Source organism: Vibrio algarum (assembly GCF_028204155.1).
Lineage (GTDB): Bacteria > Pseudomonadota > Gammaproteobacteria > Enterobacterales > Vibrionaceae > Vibrio > Vibrio algarum.
In genome coordinates this window covers 983921-1004459 of the sequence record NZ_JAQLOI010000001.1, presented here as the reverse complement: position 1 = coordinate 1004459, position 20539 = coordinate 983921, and the positions used below count along the sequence as shown (strand labels likewise).

Here is a 20539-nt window from a genome sequence, read left to right as displayed (position 1 = left end):
ATTATCAAGACATTCGAACCAATTTACTGTCTCAATATTAAGACATAGCACATGTAAGCGAACCGTCAAGTTATGAGACATTTTTTAGAACTAACTTCACATAAAAAAACCCGCTCTAATGAACGGGTTATAAATGACTAACGTATTGATCAAGCTGGTTCTTGGAAGATTACCGTGTCTGCTTTATCAGTATATTGACTCATTTTATGGAAATTTAGATAACGGTATGTATCTGCCGCTGTCGCGTCTAGTTGTTTAGCATATTCCAAATATTCTTCTTTAGTTGGAATTTTACCTAAAATAGCCCCAACAGCCGCTAATTCAGCCGAAGCTAAATAAACGTTAGCACCTGTACCTAATCTATTAGGGAAGTTACGCGTAGAAGTAGATATTACTGTCGCCTTATCAGCGACTCGTGCTTGGTTACCCATACAAAGAGAACAACCTGGAGTCTCTATACGCACACCAGCTCGACCAAAAATACCGTAGTATCCTTCTTCTGTCAGTTGATCTTTATCCATCTTAGTTGGAGGAGCGATCCACAATCGAGTATCGAGTTGCCCAGTATAATTGTCTAAAAGCTTACCTGCAGCGCGGAAGTGACCAATATTGGTCATACATGACCCAATAAATACTTCATCGATGTCAGTGCCTTGCACGTCTGATAGCATACGAGCATCATCAGGATCATTAGGTGCACAAAGAATCGGTTCGTTGATATCCGCAAGATCAATTTCTATAACATGCGCATATTCTGCATCACTATCCGCTTCCATCAATTCAGGGTTAGCTAACCACTCTTCCATTGACGTAATACGACGTTCTATTGTACGACGGTCTCCGTAGCCCTCAGAAATCATCCATTTAAGCATCACAATATTTGAGCTTAAGTACTCAGAAATAGAATCCTTAGACAACTTAACTGTACACCCTGCAGCTGAACGCTCAGCAGAGGCATCAGATAATTCAAATGCTTGCTCTACAGAAAGATGTTCTACACCTTCAATCTCAAGAACTCGACCTGAGAACTCATTTATTTTGCCCGCTTTTTCTACGGTCAATAAACCCTGCTTAATTCCGTAATATGGGATGGCATGTACAAGATCACGTAGCGTAATCCCCGGCTGCAAATCACCTTTAAAACGAACCAAAATAGATTCAGGCATATCTAACGGCATAACGCCCGTTGCTGCTGCAAACGCAACTAGCCCAGACCCCGCAGGGAAAGAGATGCCAAGTGGGAAACGAGTATGTGAATCACCACCTGTACCAACAGTATCAGGAAGGAGCATACGGTTTAACCATGAGTGAATGACACCATCTCCAGGACGCAGAGACACACCAGCACGATTCATTATGAAGTCAGGTAACGTATGGTGAGTATTGACATCAATCGGTTTTGGATAAGCCGATGTATGACAAAATGATTGCATGACGAGATCAGCAGAGAAACCTAAACACGCCAAATCTTTGAGTTCATCACGCGTCATTGGACCGGTTGTATCTTGCGATCCAACTGTCGTCATTTTAGGTTCGCAATAAGTACCTGGACGAATACCTTCTACACCGCACGCTTTACCAACCATTTTCTGAGCTAAGGAGTAACCTTTACCAGTATCTGCGACCTCTACAGGACGACGGAATACACTCGAAGGCTCTAAACCCAGAGATTCACGAGCGCGATCTGTTAACCCACGACCAATAATAAGAGGGATACGACCACCCGCTCTAACTTCATCGATTAATACGTCGGTTTTCAATTCAAACTCAGCCAAGACATCGCCATTTTCATGATTCTTAACTTTGCCTTCAAAAGGATAAACGTCTATCACGTCTCCCATGTTTAGTTTTGAAACATCGACTTCAATTGGTAACGCACCGGCATCTTCCATAGTGTTAAAGAAAATCGGAGCAATTTTGCCACCAAGACAGTACCCGCCAGCCTTTTTGTTTGGCACATTAGGGATATCGTCACCCATGAACCAAAGTACCGAGTTAGTCGCCGATTTACGTGAAGACCCTGTACCCACTACATCACCAACATAGACTAATTGATGACCTTTCTCTTTAAGGGATTCGATCTGCTTAACCGGACCAATTGAACCTGCAACGTCTGGTTCTATGCCTTCTCGCACATTTTTTAACATCGCTAATGCATGTAGAGGGATATCTGGACGAGACCACGCATCTGGTGCTGGTGATAGGTCATCCGTGTTCGTTTCACCTGTTACTTTAAATACAGTTAGAGTGATTTTTTCTTGCAGTTCTGGTTTCGACAAGAACCACTCTGCCTCAGCCCAAGAAGTAAGCACCTGTTTTGCATATTCATTGCCTGATTTTGCTTTTTCTTCAACATCATAAAAAGAATCAAACATGAGTAAGGTATGCGATAGGGCATCCGCAGCGATTGAAGCTAATTCGGCATCGTCTAGAAGCGCGATAAGAGATTCAATGTTGTATCCACCTTGCATGGTTCCGAGCAATTCTGTGGCTTTTTCTTTACTAATTAACGGAGAAGATACCTCTCCCTTAGCCAATGCAGTTAAAAAACCAGCTTTTACATAAGCGGCTTCATCTACACCTGGCGGAATTCTGTTTTCAAAAAGGTCTAGAATGATGGATTCTTCACCTGTAGGTGGGTTCTTTACAAGTTCTACTAGCGCAGCAACTTGCTCAGCATTTAGGGGTTGTGGAACAACTCCCTCAGCAGCACGCTCTTCGACGTGTTTACGATAGGCTTCAAGCACGACTTTTTCCTCTCATTACGGTTTGTATATAAAACACAAACATCCTTGGAAATATGGCTTACCACCGTTTTATTGTTGATTTATCCCAAAATATCAACAGTGGCAATGGCCAAACTGTGCGTGGAGAATAGCAAATTTAACGAAAAATTAAAATCTAATCAATTTGACCAACATAGCAAGTTACGACTAAAGTTCTAGATAAAATCATTAAGAAACTTAAAACCTTAAAGAACAATACGTTGTTAAAATGTATGACCGACAATTAAGTAATACGACTCATGGCTCTCTTCTGTCATTCCATACGCAAATACGATGGGTCCAATTGGCGATGCAACCCCAGCAAAAATTGACCCTGCCGTATAAAGTGGAGCGTCCGAAACTGAAAGGCTAGTATCTGACCAAACACCGCCATATTCTATTGAGGCGCCAAAATACACTGGGGCGGTAAATAGTCCGAAATCATTTTCGAACCATTTGTATCGATAAACAATGCTACCAAATAGCAAATTTTCGCCCACCAAACTATCTCTGGAAATACCTGACAACCTTAAAAATCCGCCAAGCTCTTTCGGTTGTATAGGCGGATTTTCACTACTTTTATCTTCTACCACACCATATTCAAGCCCACCAACCAAAGTGTGCTTATCAAAACTGACTGCACCACGAACTTTAGTTGAAATTTCATGAACGACGTCATTACTATAATTGACATCTTGATTACTGCCATCGCTTGAAATTGAATTTCCACTCACAGAATCATCAGAAACAAAATACTCTAAATCAACAAGAAACCCAGAAGTCGGTAAACTATAATCATCCAATGTATCAAGACGATAACGGGTAAATAAGCCTTGCCGTTTATAGTCTGCATCCCCAAAAACGGGCAAGCTAGTCAAATTAGCTTTACCATCAATATACCTAACACCAAAATATGCAGATTGCCAAAATTGAGGCTGATATCCTACAGCTGCCTCAAAGGTCCAATCGGTATATGTCGTCGACAAGGAATTATCCGTCATATCTAGCGAACTGCCTGAACTGAAGCCCTCGATTGGTGTGTGTTTTTGATCTTTGCTGTAAGTAATACTGGCTAAATTAACTAAGTTAGAATTAGACAGAAAAGGAGATGACCATACCGCTGAAATTCTTCGGTCGGTCCCTAAATCAAAATTGAGCTTTAATTCTGCACCAGCCCTATTCAAGCCTGTAAAATTGGTAGATACCCCAAGAGAATATTGGCTATCGGAACTAAAATCTTCCTCTAGAAAAAACCGAAAATTCATATAGTTGGGCCCCCACTCTTTCTCCTTAACATCGACAACTAAATTGGTTTCATCGTTATCGGTTTCAAAGTGGTAAGTGACCGTTTCAAATCGATCGATGGCGTAAAGATTACGAACTTTTTGTTCCATTAATTCTGTAGGTACTGCTTCGCCAGTTTGAATATCTAACTTATTCAGGACAACCTGATCATCGAAATGTGAATGGTTATTTAAGGTAATACGGTCAATGACTAATTCATCACCATAAATCAGCTTTCTTCTAGCCTCTTCTTTATGATCGATATAGTCTTGGTACTGAGAAGTGGATACAGAATAACGGGATAACTTTTCTTTTTCCTTGAAGGCAACCTCATAACCCCAAGCATAAGCCTGCGGCATTTTATGGAACTCCATTGTATCCATGTTACCCACGGAAGGACTTAATAGTGTATCTTCATCCGTCAATAAATTTATCTGTTCGTCCGTTGTTCGACGAACAAGATAATTAGAAAGCTGCCCACCAACCGCTACAAAATTTTCTATCTGCTCTGTATCTAAATACTCGCTGCTAATATCAACGGCAATAACAATATCTGCACCCATTGCTTTTGCAAGATCAACAGGCATATTGTTAGTTACTCCACCATCCACCAATAGCTTACCGTCAATTTCATAGGGTGGTAAAGCGCCTGGTACCGACATACTTGCCATCATTACATCGGTCAATAGCCCTTTATCTAGAACTACCTGCTCAAGCTTTACGATGTCAGTCGCAACAGCGCGATACCTAATCGGAAGTTGATCAAAAGAGTCAAATTTAGGTAGGTTACCAGAGGTTTCTCTCAGTAGAGTCATCATTCCTTGACCTTGGACAACCCCTTTGGGAGAACTAAGCCCATCTAAACCGACACCAAGATCAGTATTGATTTGATAGTGGTCTTCATAAATCTTTTCAATCACCCGTCTTTCACTTCGATCAACTCTATCTCTATAGCCACTATTCCAATCCGTAGAATAGATAAGAGATTCAATTTCATCAGCACTCATACCGGTAGCATAGAGGCCTCCTACATAAGCGCCCATACTAGTACCAGTCACAATATCTACTGGTATAAACATATCTTCTAATGCCTTGAGTACTCCGATATGCGCAGCACCTTTTGCTCCGCCCCCTGCCAATACAACAGCAATAATTGGACGACTTTCTTTAATCACTACTCTTTCATCATTGGTTATGACTTCACTGTCAGACATAGCCAATGGTGAAAATAAAATAACTATCGTAATTAAGAAGGTTGAACGATAAAGCACCCGCATTTTTTCCACATTAAATCCTTATAATTTTAGGAAAATCAAATGATAATCAATTCAATATAAAACATTTCATTATTAATCAAAAAGATTCTTTAGCCACTGTGTAGCTGAACTCTCACAAGATTTATTTAGTGCTCCGGTGACATCCCATACAGGAAGCTTAAACTCGTTACCGCAGTCTAACTTTAGGCTACCACTTTTCTGTGTCATGTAACCCATTGTCGTAATTCCTTTTGGCCAAGGCAGTTGTAATCTCTGAGGTATCCTAAAAGACAAATACTCACTATAAACACGCAATGCACCTGTAGAACCCGTTAATTTCGTTGGTTTATTATCGTCTCTACCGACCCATAACGTCACAACTTCTCGGCCATCAACGCCTACGAACCAACTGTCTCGGCTATCATTGCTTGTACCTGTTTTTCCGGCGAGAGCTGCCCAAGCATATTGGTTTTGCAGGTATCGACCTGTTCCTTCAGATACTGCTTTTTTCATAGCATAAGTCGTTAACCATGCAGCTTGCTCATCAACCATTGATTGCTTTATTGGCATGGACTGATAATGCACTTCGTTATTAAGATCTTTAACAACTCTCAGCGCGCTAAGAGGGGCTCGTTGCCCAGAGTTTGTTAATGTTTGATACATCTGCGCCACCTGATAAGGCGTTAAAGAAAAAGAACCTAAAAACATGGAGGGTACTGGTCTAATTTCTTGCCTATCAACACCCAATGCTTCCAAGGTACTCGTTACCTTAGGAATACCCAATTGTAAGCCTAATTTGACTGTAGGAATATTAATAGACTTGGCCATTGCTTGATAGAGTGGCACATCTCCTCGGAATTTATTATCAAAGTTTTTCGGTTTCCAAACAGTCCCTTTACTACCTTTTAATTGAATTGGCTCATCTTTTAAAGTCGTGGCAAGACTGTATGCGGAAGGGTTTGATAGTGCGGTTAAAAATACAGCAGGCTTAACAAGAGAACCAATTTGTCGGCTAGCGTTTAATGCCCTATTAAACCCATCATATCCTGTACGTTTCCCTCCAACCATTGCTCTAATTTCGCCTGTTTTCCTATCCACCGCAATTGCAGCGGCTTCAAGCCCTGCTCCACTTCTTTTTCCAGATCTGGTAATTTTTTCTCTATCGCTTTCTCGAGCATAGTTTGAGATACCGGATCTAAAGTGGTAAATAGAGTTAAACCTGAAAACGAATGGAACTCATCACCCATTTTTTCGGTTAATTCGTTTTTTAGTTGCTGAAAGTAAGCCGGTTGTCGACTGGCTATTCTAGGATTATCTTGAATGTCTAGATTTCGGCTAACCGCTTGATCATATTGACTTGCCGATAAGTATTCTTGTTGCATCATCAACTTTAAAACTAGGTCTCTTCGTTTTTTCGCTCGTTCAGGGTTTTTAATTGGGTTGTAATAAGATGGTCCTTTGACCATTCCAACAAGAAGAGCTAATTGATCATATCTAAGCTCTTGAACTGGTACACCAAAATAAAGACGAGATGCTAAACCAAAACCGTGGACAGCAAGTCCACCACTCTGCCCTAGATAGACCTCATTCAAATACGCTTCTAATATCCTGTCTTTGTCATAACGGTAATCAAGAATGAGCGCAATATACGCTTCACGGACCTTGCGCCAAATTGTTTTTTCTTTTGTCAAAAACAGATTTTTAGCGAGCTGTTGGGTTAGCGTGCTCCCTCCTTGTACTGTTCTTCCTGCTTTCACATTTGCTGCTAAAGCTCTTAAGATAGAAGTAGGTGATACACCATCATGCTGATAATAATCTCTATCTTCGGTCGTCAACAAAGCATCGACTAGAAACTCTGGAAATTGATTACGCTTTAAATATAATCGAGTTTCACTAGCCTTCTGTTCAAGCATACCGAGCATCTTTGGTTCAATGCGTAAAAAACCCAGATCCCCTTTTTTCTCTAACGATTGAATTCGCTTAAGCCCCAAATTGTCAAAGTGCAACATGACATGTCTATCTGGTTCTGGGCCATCCTCAAACTCAAATGGACGACGAACCATTTCTATTTTTGTTGATGAGGCGGAATACTCACCTGAATGTCTAGGGTTTCTAACCTTCTTATAAGCTAAGGCCTCCAACTCTTGTTTCATCTCATTGATGCTGAATTCCATGCCTGGAGAAAGGTGTAATACTCGAGCATAAACGACCGTAGGCAAATCAAAAATTTGACCTTCAAAACGCTCCTTAACAATAGAATCAATATAAATGCCAACAAAGATAATTATTGCAGCCCCTGCCACAGTGCTTTTCCAAGCTAAACTCCACAAACGTCTTAACCAACTCTTAGGCTTTGATGTCTTCTTACTTGAGGCTCTACTAGACTTTTTCTTTGCGGTACTGCGCTTTGCTGCCACCTTTTTGGGGGACACGTTTTTTTTCACCGGTGTTCGTTTTTTCTGAACCATTTCTTTCTTATTTATCATGACTTCAACTGTCGTTTAGTTTTGGTTGTAGCAATATGATTAGCAGGGTCATCTGGCCACGGATGCTTAGGATATCTTCCCTTCATTTCCTTTTGCACTTCTTTGTAACTCCCTATCCAAAAGCTGGCTAAATCTGATGTTATTTGTAATGGTCGATGCGCTGGAGATAGCAACTCTAATACAATCCGTTTTCGCCCATCAGCGATAAGAGGTGATACTTTTGCACCAAATACTTCCTGCATGCGGATAGAGACCATTGGGTCCACACCAATTTTGTAACTTATTTTTTTGTACTACCAGAAGGAGCCTTGTAATAAATAGGCAATAATTTGTCTATTTCATTATTCAATGGCCAACCAATATATGCATTTAAAGCCTGGCAAAGATCAACGCGTTGCAGGCTTTTTACACTCAGCTTACCAATCAAAAAAGGTTCTAACCATTTATCCAGATGTTCCAGTAGACCATGCTCACTTAAATCCGGCCAAGCTTTCTCACTAAACCATTCAGAACCACAGCGCATTCTTTCCAAAAGATCCACACTAGCTGAATTCCAATTCAAACATGAAAGCCCTTTTCGTCGAACAAAATTCAGTAGGGCTTCTGTCATTTTTTCAACATCTGGTTGCGACAAGACTTGTTTTTCAATGACTAACCTTCCTATCTTCAATTGCTTTTCGGCGACAAGCCTTCCTTTGTTTTCATCCCAATCTATAGATTCAATAGAGTCAAACATTGAAGGATTAAATTGATATAAACGCGCGATATCTATGCTTGCAGCAGAAAATACTCTACTGGTATCTTGTCGACTGCGCATAAGATCAATCGCTATAAGATAATCATTGGCAGACAAAGGCTCCATGTTGTCAATTGAAGCACCATGTCCATTAGCCAATAAGAATTGACCATCTTGTCCTTTTCTCTGCTGTGCAATTCTATCTGGATAAGCTAAAGACAAACAAAGCCCCGCCTCCTCTTCTTTTATACTGCTTAGTGAAAAGTCCACACCAATCTTTTGCGCTAAATGCCTGGCTCTGCGTTCAACCACACCTTGCGTTCGATACCGTTTATGTTTTAAAGAATAAAGTGATTTAGTTATATCTAAGTTTGCTTGTGTCGACTCTTCAACGATCGGTATCAAACCTAATACGGTAGATAATAACGTCTGGTCCGTCGCATTTACTTTAGATAACATAGCCGCAAGCCTAGGCTCAATACCTAACTTCTGAGCTTCTTTTCCAAGTGGGGTTAGCGTTCGATCACCAGAAACGAGCCCTAATCTTACGAGCAGTTCAAAACCCTGCTCCAAACTTGTAGATAAAGGTTTATCTAACCAACGAAGTTCGTCTACTTGTGTTGCGCCCCACAGAATCAATTCCAGACATAACGTCGAGAGATCAGAATGACGTATTTCTGGTTCAGGCACGATAGCAAACTGCTTAAATTTCTCCTCACTATAAATACGCATACAAATACCGTCTTCAAGGCGCCCAGCTCGACCTGCCCGCTGAATCGCTGATGACTGTGCAATTTTGACTTCTTCTAGCTTCGTAATTCCTGTTTTCAAATCAAATTTAGCCACTCTCTCTAAACCAGAATCAATAACGATGCGTATACCTTCGATAGTTAAGGAAGTTTCCGCAATATTGGTGGCTAGAACGATTTTTCTATGTCCGTATGAACAAGGAGCGATCGCTTGCTCTTGTTGCAGAAAAGTCAAACGTCCATAAAGAGGGTAAACATCCGTTTTATCCCCTAAATTAGTAAGCTCTGACTCCAATTGCTTTATTGCACCGGCACTTGGAAGAAAAACTAAGATAGAGCCTTGTTCATTTTGCAATGCCTGTCGAACAATTCTAGCTGTACTTGGGATCAGTCGCTCGTTGACACCTGTCGGAAAATAACGATATTCAATGGGGAAACTTCTACCTTCAGACTCAATATATTTGGCTCGTGGTAACAAACCTTGCAATGCACATTGATCTAAAGTTGCTGACATTACGACTATTTTCAAGTCATCCCTCAATGCGTCTTGTACTTCTAAAGCGAACGCAAGAGATGTGTCTGCATGAATACTCCTTTCATGAAACTCATCAAATATAAGCAGATCAACACCTGATAATTCAGGATCAGATTGAAGCATTCTAGTCATTATCCCTTCAGTGACTATTTCTAACTTCGTATCTGCACTCACTTTTGTTTCACCTCGAACCCTAAAGCCAACTTGCTCTCCAACTTTTTCTCCTAACTGCTTAGCTAAGAAATTGGCGATATTTCTCGCAGCCAGACGCCGAGGTTCCAGCATGATAATTTTACCGTTAATTATCTTATTCTTAAGAAGCTGAAGAGGAAAGTAAGTAGACTTTCCAGCACCCGGCTGAGCTTTAAGGATGACTTGATCATTCTCTTCTACACGAGTTAACAGTTCTGATATGACAGACTCAATTGGTAGTTGTGACAAGGTAAAGCCTTATGATTTACTAGATAACCAAGATTGTAATGAAAACAGTGAACTTATGCACTTTGAACCTAAGCTTGAATCGGCCAGATTGATCAAACGCTATAAACGCTTTTTAGCCGACATAGAACTTCCTAACGGAGAAGTTCGTACCATCCATTGTGCAAATACCGGTGCAATGACGGGTTGTGCGGATTCTGGCAATACTATTTGGTACTCCACTTCAGACAACCCTAAACGGAAATACCCAAATAGCTGGGAGTTAAGTCAAAACTCTGATGGTGAAATGATCTGCGTTAATACCGCAAGAGCAAATAATCTTGTCGTTGAAGCGATAAACGCCAATGTAATTGAGGAACTTTTGAACTACGATCATCTAAGAACAGAAGTTAAATATGGTAGTGAAAATAGTCGCGTTGATATCTACTTAGAAAGCCCAGATAGAGTGCCGTGTTACGTAGAGGTAAAAAGCGTCACATTATTAGAAAAAAACGGCCACGGTTTCTTTCCTGATTCTGTGACAGCCCGTGGACAAAAGCATCTGCGCGAACTCACAGAAATGGTCAATAGTGGCAAAAGAGCTATACTTTTTTTACTGTTTTACATTCAGGCATTGAAAAAGTGTCCGTAGCACACCATATAGATGCAAATTATTCACTATTACTAAAACAAGCAAAAGAAGCTGGTGTTGAAATACTCTGTTATAAGGCAGACTTATCAAACAGTGAAATTAGCCTCATGTCATCAATCGAGTTCGTCGATTAATGAAAAAAAATGATGCCGACTTCACACAGAAAGCAAATAGGATTTTTCAGTGTTTGCTTCCAGCATTTCTTTCTGCTATAGATACCCGCCTAAAATTAACTACAAGTCAGTTGATGTTGGTGTAAGTAGGAGACGCGGTATGCCAGAAAAGAAAAAAGCGCTAGGCATCCTAGCCATAGCAGGCGTTGAGCCTTACCAAGAAAAAGCTGGTGAAGAGTACATGTCACCAGAACAGATGGCTCATTTTTCCAAGATCTTAGGAGCTTGGCGTGACCAACTTAGGGATGAAGTTGAGCGAACTGTGCACCATATGCAGGATGAAGCTGCAAACTTCCCAGATCCAGTAGATAGAGCTTCTCAAGAAGAAGAATTCAGTCTTGAATTACGTAACCGAGATCGTGAGCGTCGTTTAATCAAAAAAATTGAAAAAACACTCAATAAGATCGAAGAAGATGATTTTGGATTCTGTGAATCATGTGGCGTTGAAATCGGCATCCGCCGATTAGAAGCTCGTCCTACAGCCGATCTTTGTATCGACTGTAAAACTCTTGCTGAAATGAAAGAAAGACAGATGCAAGGTTAAGCTAAAAGCAATAATAAAAGGGAGCCTTGGCTCCCTTTTTCTTTTACTGAACAGAGTTAATAGTTATTGATTATGAGCTATATTGGCCGCTTTGCACCTTCTCCTTCTGGCCCACTACATTTTGGTTCACTTGTTGCCGCACTTGGAAGCTACTTCCAAGCACGGTCGAATAAGGGACGATGGCTGGTAAGAATGGAGGATCTAGATCCACCAAGAGAAATGCCAGGAGCTGCTCAACTAATTTTAAATACGCTCGAAGCATATCACCTGTATTGGGACGGTGATGTGTTATACCAGAGCCAGCGTCATGAAGCATATCAAGAAAAAGTCGATGAGTGGTTACTCACTGAAAAAGCCTATTTTTGCCAATGCAGCAGAAAACAGATCAAAGCTCTGGGTGGATTTTATTTAGGTACCTGTCGACATAAAAAATTAACGTGCGAGAAAGAGTGTGCGGTGAGGCTACGAGTAGATAAACCGATAACACACTTTGACGATAAAATAAGAGGTCGAATCGAGATACCGCCTACTTTGGCTGCTGAAGATTTCATCATTAAGCGCCGAGACGGGCTTTTTGCCTACAACTTAGCGGTTGTGTTAGATGATATAGAGCAAGGTATAACGGAAGTAGTTAGGGGCTCAGACCTTATAGAGCCCACAGGGCGTCAAATTGGCCTCTACCAACTTCTAAATACGACTCCTGTTGATTATCTGCATCTACCATTGGCTATTGATGAATTCGGGCATAAACTGTCGAAACAAAATCACGCAGAAGCCATTGATTTACAACATCCAAAGCCTACGCTTATTCAAGCGATGAGATTCCTTGGTTTTGTTATTCCTAAAGAGATCCAAGAAGCAAAACTGGATGAAATTTTAGCATGGGGATGCTCAAACTGGTCGATAAACGAGCTACCATTAAAGATCGAGATCACAACACCATTCTCAAACGGTGCTCTGTAGGCTATTATTAGCACCGTTTTTAGCATGAACGTATACAAATTTAGTCAAATTAGCCTCTAATTAATATACAAAAGCGAATTGGCTAACAGTAAAGTAAGTTAACAATGGCAAACAAAACCATCCAACTGACAATCATAATATTGGAGAGATCAAGCTGAACATTATCACTCGAAATGAGCACGGGGTTTCCCGTAAAGACATTAGTGACAATGCATTGAAGGTGCTTTATCGCCTTAGCAATGCAGGGTTTGATGCATTCTTAGTTGGTGGTGGAGTAAGAGACTTACTTTTGGGTCACAAGCCAAAAGACTTTGATATAGCAACAAACGCAACACCAGAAGAAATCCGTGCTTTATTCAAAAACTGTCGTCTAATTGGCCGACGATTTCGCTTAGCCCATATCATGTTTGGCCGTGAAATCATCGAAGTCGCAACATTTCGTGGTCACCATCAAGAGCCAGCAAAAAATGTATCGGCACAATCTGATGAAGGTATGCTGCTTAGAGACAATGTCTACGGCACAATAGATGAAGATGCAGAACGTAGAGATTTTACAATCAACGCGATGTATTACAATATTGCCGACTTCAGTATTCAAGATTTTGCCGAAGGCAAAGAAGACCTTGATGATGGTTTAATCCGCCTTATTGGTGATCCTGAAACTCGCTACCGTGAAGATCCTGTTCGGATGCTAAGAGCGGTTCGTTTCGCTGCTAAATTGGACATGGATATATGTGCTACGACGGCAGACCCTATCCTTGACCTTGCTTACCTGCTTGAAGATATTCCTTCAGCTCGTCTTTTTGAAGAATCACTTAAGCTACTTCAATCAGGACAAGGGCTCGAAACTTATTTACTAATGAGAGATTACGATCTCTTTAAACCACTATTTCCACTTGTTGCTGAAGATTTTACCGACGAAGGTGACTCAGAAACCGAACATATGATCGAGCTTGTTCTAGAGTCAACAGATAAGCGCGTAAACGAAGGCAAGCGAATTAATCCCGCCTTTATGTTTGCTGCTCTTCTATGGTATCCACTGAATCGTGTCGCTCGTAAGATGATGGATGAAAAAGGCATTGCTTATTACGATGCTATTATGGAAGCAAGTAATGTTGTGCTAGACCAACAGGTAAAAAGCATTGCGATTCCAAGAAGGCATACAGCAACTATTAGAGAAATTTGGCAGCTTCAATTAAGGCTACCAAGAAGAAGTGGCAAACGAGCAACTCGCCTAATGGAACTAAACAAGTTTCGTGCAGGCTTTGATTTCTTAGAGATGCGTGGTGAAGTAGAGCAAGGTGAAACCAAAGAGCTAGCAAAATGGTGGCAAACCTACCAAAACGCAGGTCGAAATATGCGCCAAGCTATGAGCAATGATTTAGGGCAAGACAAACCGAGCTATCGTCGACGCAAAAACTATCGCAGTAATAAAAGTAAATCTAATTCATGATAACGGTCTATATCGCGATTGGCAGTAATCTAAATGATCCTGTCAATCAAACGAAAAATGCTATAGAAGCCTTGAAAAATTTAACAAAGACCCAATTTTTACAGGCATCGTCACTATATAGCAGTGCTCCTATGGGGCCTCAAGATCAACCCGACTATATTAATGCTGTTGTCGAGATACAAACCGAGTTGACGCCTATCGAGTTACTAAATCTAACTCAGGCGATTGAATTAGAGCATGGTCGCGTCCGTAAAGGTGAACGTTGGGGTCCTAGGACTCTAGATTTAGACATTCTACTTTATGGCAATGATGTAATACATTCCGAGCGTCTAGTCATTCCTCACTACGGAATGCATGAAAGAGAATTTGTTCTCTATCCGCTCGCTGAAATCGCACCAAATTTGAAACTTCCAGGTGGAATAGAGCTATCGAATCTGCTGCTTAAAGTGGATAAAAATGGCCTAAGTGTTTGGCAATAATAGTCAGCTCTACCTGAAAAGGATTACACATGAAAAAAATCACTATCAACGATCTGATTACTTGGAAAAGAGATGGTCGTAAATTTGCTTCATCAACTGCTTACGATGCAAGCTTTGCTCAACTTTTTGAGCAACAAGAAATGCCAGTACTACTTGTTGGAGACTCTCTTGGGATGGTACTCCAAGGGCAGGACAACACTTTGCCGGTCACTATCGAAGATATGGCTTATCATACCCGTAGTGTACGATTAGGAAGTCCAAACAGTCTATTAATGGCAGACATGCCATTCATGAGCTACGCCACGCCAGAACAAGCAGGCCAAAATGCGGCAAAACTGATGCAATCAGGTGCAAATATGGTTAAGTTGGAAGGTGGTAAATGGTTAGTCGACACGGTCAAGTTTCTAACTGAACGTGCCGTTCCTGTATGTGCGCATCTAGGTTTAACACCTCAGTCAGTCAATATATTTGGCGGGTATAAGATTCAAGGTCGAGACCAAGAAAAAGCCGACCAGATGGTGAGTGATGCTATCGCAATGCAAGAGGCTGGAGCTCAAATTGTTCTATTAGAATGTGTGCCCGCCGAACTAGCAAAAAGAATTACCAAAGCGGTTGATATCCCAGTGATTGGAATAGGGGCAGGAAGTGATACCGATGGTCAAATTCTAGTCATGCACGATATGTTTGGTATTTCAGCCAACTATATGCCGAAGTTCTCTAAAAACTTTTTAGCTGAAACCGGAGACATTCGCAAAGCGGTTTCTCTATACATTTCAGAAGTACAAGATGGCACTTTCCCTGGCTCTGACCACACCATCGCTTAAGGTATAATTATAATGCAAACAATCTCAGATATTTCCTCTTTGCGAGAGCAAATAGCACTGCTAAAACGTGAAGGTAGAACCATTGCTTTAGTACCAACTATGGGCAACCTTCATGAAGGGCACTTAACGTTAGTACGTAAAGCAAAAGAGCATGCTGACATTGTTGTAGTAAGCATCTTTGTTAACCCAATGCAGTTTGAACGTGCAGATGATCTTAACAATTACCCTCGTACCTTAGACAACGACCTAAGTATACTAAATGGTGAAGGGGTTGAACTCGTATTCACACCAACACCTGAAATAATGTATCCGGATGGCCTAGATAAGCAAACATCTGTTGAAGTTCCGGGTCTTTCGCATATGCTTGAGGGGGTTTCACGTCCTGGTCACTTCAAAGGCGTTGCAACTATAGTTACTAAATTATTTAATATCGTTAGACCTGAGTTTGCTTGCTTTGGTGAGAAAGACTTCCAACAACTTGCTGTTATCAAGCAAATGACTGAAGACCTCTGTTTCGGTATTAAGATTATCGGTGTTCCTACCGTCAGAGAACTAGATGGCTTAGCCATGAGCTCTCGTAACGGCCTTCTCACCATGGATGAACGGCAACGAGCACCAGTGTTAGCAAAAACAATGCGCTGGGTCAGTAGCCAAATCCGAGGTGGACGAAATGACTACAGTTCTTTAGTGGAAGATGCAGAGGATCAATTAAGAGCAGCGGGTCTTCATCCAGATGAGATATTCATTAGAGATGCAAAAACTCTTCTAACTATCGGCGAAGAAACCTCTCAAGCAGTCATACTGATATCAGCATTTTTAGGTAAAGCAAGATTAATCGATAATCAGGTACTTGAGTTGGTTGTAGAAGAAAAAGAACAAGAGCAAGTATAGTTTTATCTTACTGATTATTTTTCATTGCTATAATTTATTAACGACTAAAAAAGAGCTATCAGCAATGACTGATAGCTCTTTTTATTTAGAAGAAGGTCTTAAGATCTCAGACCAATGCCTTTGGTCACTAAATAATGAGCGACTGAGTACAACACCACCACGAAACCAATAAGCACAGAAAAGGAAGTCACGATATCCACATCAGATACGCCTAAAAACCCATACCTAAAAGCATTAACCATATATACAATTGGATTGATTTTTGACACCCCTTGCCAAAATTCTGGCAGAAGATTGATGGAATAAAACACGCCGCCTAAATAAGTCAGAGGAGTAAGAATAAAAGTAGGGATAATCGAAATATCGTCAAAGGTTTTTGCAAATATCGCATTAATCAAACCACCGATAGAAAATACAACTGAGGTCATAAAGACCGTCGCGATTATTATCCCCCAATGCTCCACCTGTAAATCCACAAAGAATAAAGAAACAAAAGTAACAATAGTGCCAACAGCAAGTCCGCGAGTCACGCCGCCCATAACAAAACCAGCAATAATGATGTAATTCGGAACAGGCGCGACTAACAACTCTTCAATGTTTTTTTGAAATTTTGAGCTATAAAATGAAGATGCTACGTTTGAATAAGAGTTAGTGATAACCGACATCATGATCAAACCAGGAACAATATATTCCATATAGCTGAAACCATTCATTTCACCTATTCTCGAACCAATAAGGTTGCCAAATATAATGAAGTAGAGTGTCATTGTAATTGCTGGAGGTACAAGCGTTTGCACCCAAATTCGCATGAAACGATTGATCTCTTTCGATAGTAAGCTTTTAAAGGCCGTCCAATATATTTGATACATGATTAATTATTTCCCGCTTTGATCTCGAACAATACCGACAAATAGCTCTTCTAATCGATTCGCTTTATTTCGCATAGACAGAACATTGATACCCTGTTCTGTTAACTGGCTAAACACAAAATTCAAACCTTGTGATTTATCTATTTCTATTTCTAAAGAGTCATTATGAAAAACGACAGAGTTTACCCCATGAAGTTGAGGTTTCGGGCTACCCGCATGTAAATCCAGAATAAAGGTTTCAACATGAAGCTTATTGAGTAAATCCTTCATGCTTGTATTTTCAATTAACTCGCCACGGTTAATAATACCGATATTACGACACAACATCTCAGCTTCTTCTAGATAGTGTGTCGTGAGAATAATGGTGATGCCTTCGGCGTTTATTTTCTGTAGAAAATCCCACATAGAACGACGTAGCTCAATATCTACTCCAGCCGTAGGTTCATCCAATATAAGTAGCTTTGGCTCATGCATTAACGCTCGCGCTATCATTAGGCGACGTTTCATACCACCAGAAAGAGTGCGGGCTCGCTCTGAGCGTTTTTCCCAAAGGTCCAACTGTGTGAGGTACTTCTCCGCCCTCTTTTTCGCTAACTCTTTAGACACACCATAATAACCAGCTTGTTGAATAACAATCTGCTCAACGGTTTCAAACTGGTTGAAATTAAATTCTTGCGGAACTAACCCTAAATACTGTTTTGCCTGCTCTAGGTGAGTATCTATATTGTAGCCAAAAACCTTTACGCCACCTGAGGTTTTGTTTACCAAAGAAGAAATTATGCCAATGGTGGTAGATTTACCCGCACCATTTGGCCCCAAAAGCGCATAAAAATCCCCTTTCTTAACCTGTAAAGTGACACCTTTTAGGGCTTCAAAACCGCCGGAATAGGTCTTTTTCAAATTTTCTATTTCTAATGCGTACATCGTTATAATCTTATTTAGTGGCTAGTAAGCTTTGTTTCGAAACAATAATAGCAAAATGGTCGTTAGGTTAAATGGGGGCAAATGCATATAAAAGCAACGCTTCCTTGCTAGATATTTTTTGCTCACAAAACCTTCCCTCAATTATTAAGAATAATATTAACCACTACTCTTACCAGTGATGATTTTTAAAAAAATTTTTGATTATTATAGATAGCTATCAGTTTGCTTGTGTATAGTAGGTCTTATACAGAGGGGAGATAAATGCCACATATTAAAGAACTATTTGAAAAAAATGCTGAATGGTCAGATCGAATGACTTCAGAAAGCCCAGAATATTTCACTAAATTGGTAGAAAGACAAAGCCCAGATTACCTATGGATAGGGTGTTCAGACAGTCGCGTACCAGCAGAGCTATTAACAGGATTGGATTCCGGAGAACTTTTTGTTCACCGAAATGTAGCTAATCAGGTCATTCATACCGACTTAAATTGCCTCTCAGTTGTTCAATACGCCGTCGATGTATTAAAAGTTAAGCATATTATCGTTTGTGGTCATTACGGCTGTGGTGGCGTTAATGCATCCATCGACAACCCACCGTTGGGTTTAATCAATAATTGGATTCTTCATGTACGAGATCTTTACCTGAAGCATCGTAATTGGTTAGGAGACTACCCAAGGGAAGAATGGGGCAACAAGCTTTGCGAGGTAAATGTAGCCGAACAGGTATACAACTTAGGCAACTCAACTATTATGCAAACTGCATGGGAAAGAGGTCAACACATCGACCTTCATGGCGTTATTTATGGCATAGATGATGGGAAATTAAAAGATCTGGGTATGCGTAGCCACAGCAGAGAAACATTAGAGATAGCCTACCAAGGTGCTATTGCTAAACTAACCAATCATGGTGAAATCTAATTAAAACTTGCAGATCTCAGTATCTAGAGGTTCCCTCAACCATAGGAACCTTTAGGAATAGAGATCTGCTTTCATTTTACTCTTGTGGTACTACCTTTCCAATGTAAGGCAAGTGACGATAATTTTGCGCATAATCGATACCAACACCAACAACAAACTCATCAGGAATAGAGAAACCAATCCATTTAACAGACACTTCAACTTCTCTACGCGAAGGTTTATCTAGCAAGGTGCAAATCTCTATCGAGTTCGGTTCACGTATTGATAAAATCTCGCAGACTTTACTTAATGTATTCCCAGTATCAATTATATCTTCTACGAGTAATACGTCTTTACCTTTAATATCGTCATCTAAGTCTTTTAATATACGTACATCACGAGAGCTTTCCATCGTGTTTCCGTAACTAGATGCGGTCATAAAATCGACAGAGTGATTTACTTTAATTGCTCTCGCAAGGTCTGCCATAAAAACAAAAGAGCCTCTTAAAAGCCCAACCATGACTAAATTTTCGGAATCTCTGTAATGTTCTGTAATTTGCTGACCGATTTCTTTCACTCGTTGCTGAACCTCTTCTTCAGAGATCATCACTTCAACTGTATGTTTCATACTCTTCTCAATTATCTAGTTAAGTTATATATACGAAATATACAACCAAAAATCTTGGCGCATTCTAACATTACTCTTGTGATAGTGGCTAACTTAGATCTAATGGTTCTAACACTGTTACTGCTAATAACAATTATGTCAGTGCTATTAATGAAATCTTAGATTTCCGATAGTTTTATGGGGGGATCTCAAATTAGTGACATAATTATTAACTGTATAAATTGACGTCATTTATATGCACTTGTACACTCATTAAGCGTCATAAAAAATCATAATAAATATAACTATTAAATAAATAATCAACGATTTGGCAAGGTAAACACGTTATGGATATGATACAAAAACGTCCTCGGACTCGATTGTCCCCACAAAAACGAAAATTGCAATTGATGGATATTGCGCTAGAAGTTTTTGCCCGCCGTGGCATTGGTCGTGGAGGTCACGCTGATATAGCTGAAATTGCACAAGTTTCAGTTGCTACCGTTTTTAACTACTTTCCAACTAGAGAAGATCTAGTTGATGAAATACTGCACCACGTTGTTCGTCAGTTTTCTGCTTTTCTTAATGAGAATATTGACACCTCTTTGCATGCAAAAGATAACCTTAAGAACACCGCAGACAAAATGTGTGAACTAGCTTTACAAAATGAACATTGGCTGAAGGTATGGTTTGAATGGAGCGCCTCAGCGCGTGATGAAGTTTGGCCTCTTTTTGTTTCTCTAAATAAAAACAGCCGTTTACTGATAGAAAGCATGTTTTCTCAGTCTATACAACGCGGCGAAATATGTGAAAAACAGAACCCAGAAAACTTAACTAAAATGTTCCATGCTATCTGTTATGCAATCTATTTAGAAGCCAACAGGATCAATGATAAACAACATCTAGATGAGTTTACCAACAGCTTCTTAAATATGCTTTGTATCTACAAAGAAGAATAAAATAATAACGTTAATTGGCAAAAAGCAAAAAGCGATGGTTCACCATCGCTTTTTTATAACCAAAAAAACCGCCAAT

13 protein-coding genes and 3 pseudogenes are annotated in these 20539 nt (G+C 40.2%); 9 read left to right on the top strand and 7 right to left on the bottom strand.

What is annotated here, in order from left to right:
- Positions 1–149 precede the first annotated feature (149 nt).
- The 4 genes and pseudogenes from acnB to hrpB all read right to left on the bottom strand — a co-directional run bounded on the left by acnB (position 150) and on the right by hrpB (position 10225).
- Positions 150–2747 (bottom strand): bifunctional aconitate hydratase 2/2-methylisocitrate dehydratase, encoded by a 2598-nt coding sequence (gene acnB / locus PGX00_RS04925; RefSeq protein ID WP_272133397.1) that lies wholly within the window; start codon positions 2745–2747, stop codon positions 150–152.
- A 242-nt stretch (positions 2748–2989) separates the two neighbouring features.
- Positions 2990–5326: a patatin-like phospholipase family protein gene (locus tag PGX00_RS04920; protein WP_272137931.1), complete on the bottom strand. Its 2337-nt coding sequence runs from the start codon at positions 5324–5326 to the stop codon at positions 2990–2992.
- A 72-nt stretch (positions 5327–5398) separates the two neighbouring features.
- Positions 5399–7773 (bottom strand): annotated as a pseudogene (gene mrcB / locus PGX00_RS04915) (penicillin-binding protein 1B).
- A gap of 14 nt (positions 7774–7787) precedes the next feature.
- Positions 7788–10225 (bottom strand): annotated as a pseudogene (gene hrpB / locus PGX00_RS04910) (ATP-dependent helicase HrpB).
- An 82-nt stretch (positions 10226–10307) separates the two neighbouring features.
- Here hrpB and sfsA point away from each other — a divergent pair.
- From sfsA to panC, 7 genes and pseudogenes are all read left to right on the top strand, one after another.
- Positions 10308–11014 (top strand): annotated as a pseudogene (sfsA, locus tag PGX00_RS04905) (DNA/RNA nuclease SfsA).
- A 139-nt stretch (positions 11015–11153) separates the two neighbouring features.
- A complete protein-coding gene (dksA, locus tag PGX00_RS04900; RefSeq protein WP_272133395.1) occupies positions 11154–11597 on the top strand; it encodes an RNA polymerase-binding protein DksA in 444 nt (147 codons plus the stop codon).
- A gap of 72 nt (positions 11598–11669) precedes the next feature.
- Positions 11670–12560 carry a tRNA glutamyl-Q(34) synthetase GluQRS gene (gene gluQRS / locus PGX00_RS04895; RefSeq protein ID WP_272133393.1) on the top strand — a complete coding sequence of 297 codons (891 nt, stop codon included), beginning with the start codon at positions 11670–11672 and terminating at the stop codon, positions 12558–12560.
- 139 nt (positions 12561–12699) lie between these two features.
- Positions 12700–14013, top strand: a complete 1314-nt coding sequence (pcnB, locus tag PGX00_RS04890; RefSeq protein ID WP_272137929.1) for a polynucleotide adenylyltransferase PcnB — start codon at positions 12700–12702, stop codon at positions 14011–14013.
- Positions 14010–14492 (top strand): 2-amino-4-hydroxy-6-hydroxymethyldihydropteridine diphosphokinase, encoded by a 483-nt coding sequence (gene folK, locus PGX00_RS04885; protein WP_272133391.1) that lies wholly within the window; start codon positions 14010–14012, stop codon positions 14490–14492. The genes pcnB and folK overlap by 4 nt, the downstream gene beginning before the upstream one ends.
- A 29-nt stretch (positions 14493–14521) precedes the next feature.
- Positions 14522–15316, top strand: coding sequence for a 3-methyl-2-oxobutanoate hydroxymethyltransferase (gene panB / locus PGX00_RS04880; protein ID WP_272133389.1), 795 nt, complete (start codon positions 14522–14524; stop codon positions 15314–15316).
- 12 nt (positions 15317–15328) lie between these two features.
- Positions 15329–16207 carry a pantoate--beta-alanine ligase gene (gene panC / locus PGX00_RS04875; RefSeq protein WP_272133387.1) on the top strand — a complete coding sequence of 293 codons (879 nt, stop codon included), beginning with the start codon at positions 15329–15331 and terminating at the stop codon, positions 16205–16207.
- Between the two features lie 98 nt (positions 16208–16305).
- Here panC and PGX00_RS04870 read toward each other — a convergent pair whose 3' ends face one another.
- Positions 16306–17076, bottom strand: coding sequence for an ABC transporter permease (locus PGX00_RS04870; RefSeq protein ID WP_272133385.1), 771 nt, complete (start codon positions 17074–17076; stop codon positions 16306–16308).
- Between the two features lie 6 nt (positions 17077–17082).
- Entirely contained in the window at positions 17083–18000 is a 918-nt protein-coding gene (locus PGX00_RS04865) for an ABC transporter ATP-binding protein (RefSeq protein WP_272133383.1), read from the bottom strand.
- Positions 18001–18261: 261 nt separating this feature from the next.
- Between PGX00_RS04865 and can the strand changes: the two genes are divergently transcribed.
- Positions 18262–18918 carry a carbonate dehydratase gene (gene can / locus PGX00_RS04860; RefSeq protein WP_272133381.1) on the top strand — a complete coding sequence of 219 codons (657 nt, stop codon included), beginning with the start codon at positions 18262–18264 and terminating at the stop codon, positions 18916–18918.
- Positions 18919–18994: 76 nt separating this feature from the next.
- Here can and hpt read toward each other — a convergent pair whose 3' ends face one another.
- Entirely contained in the window at positions 18995–19525 is a 531-nt protein-coding gene (gene hpt / locus PGX00_RS04855; RefSeq protein ID WP_272133379.1) for a hypoxanthine phosphoribosyltransferase, read from the bottom strand.
- 326 nt (positions 19526–19851) lie between these two features.
- Here hpt and PGX00_RS04850 point away from each other — a divergent pair, with 326 nt between their 5' ends.
- The gene (locus PGX00_RS04850) at positions 19852–20463 is read left to right on the top strand and encodes a TetR/AcrR family transcriptional regulator (protein WP_272133377.1); all 612 of its coding nucleotides are present in this window, start codon (positions 19852–19854) and stop codon (positions 20461–20463) included.
- Positions 20464–20539: the final 76 nt, after the last annotated feature.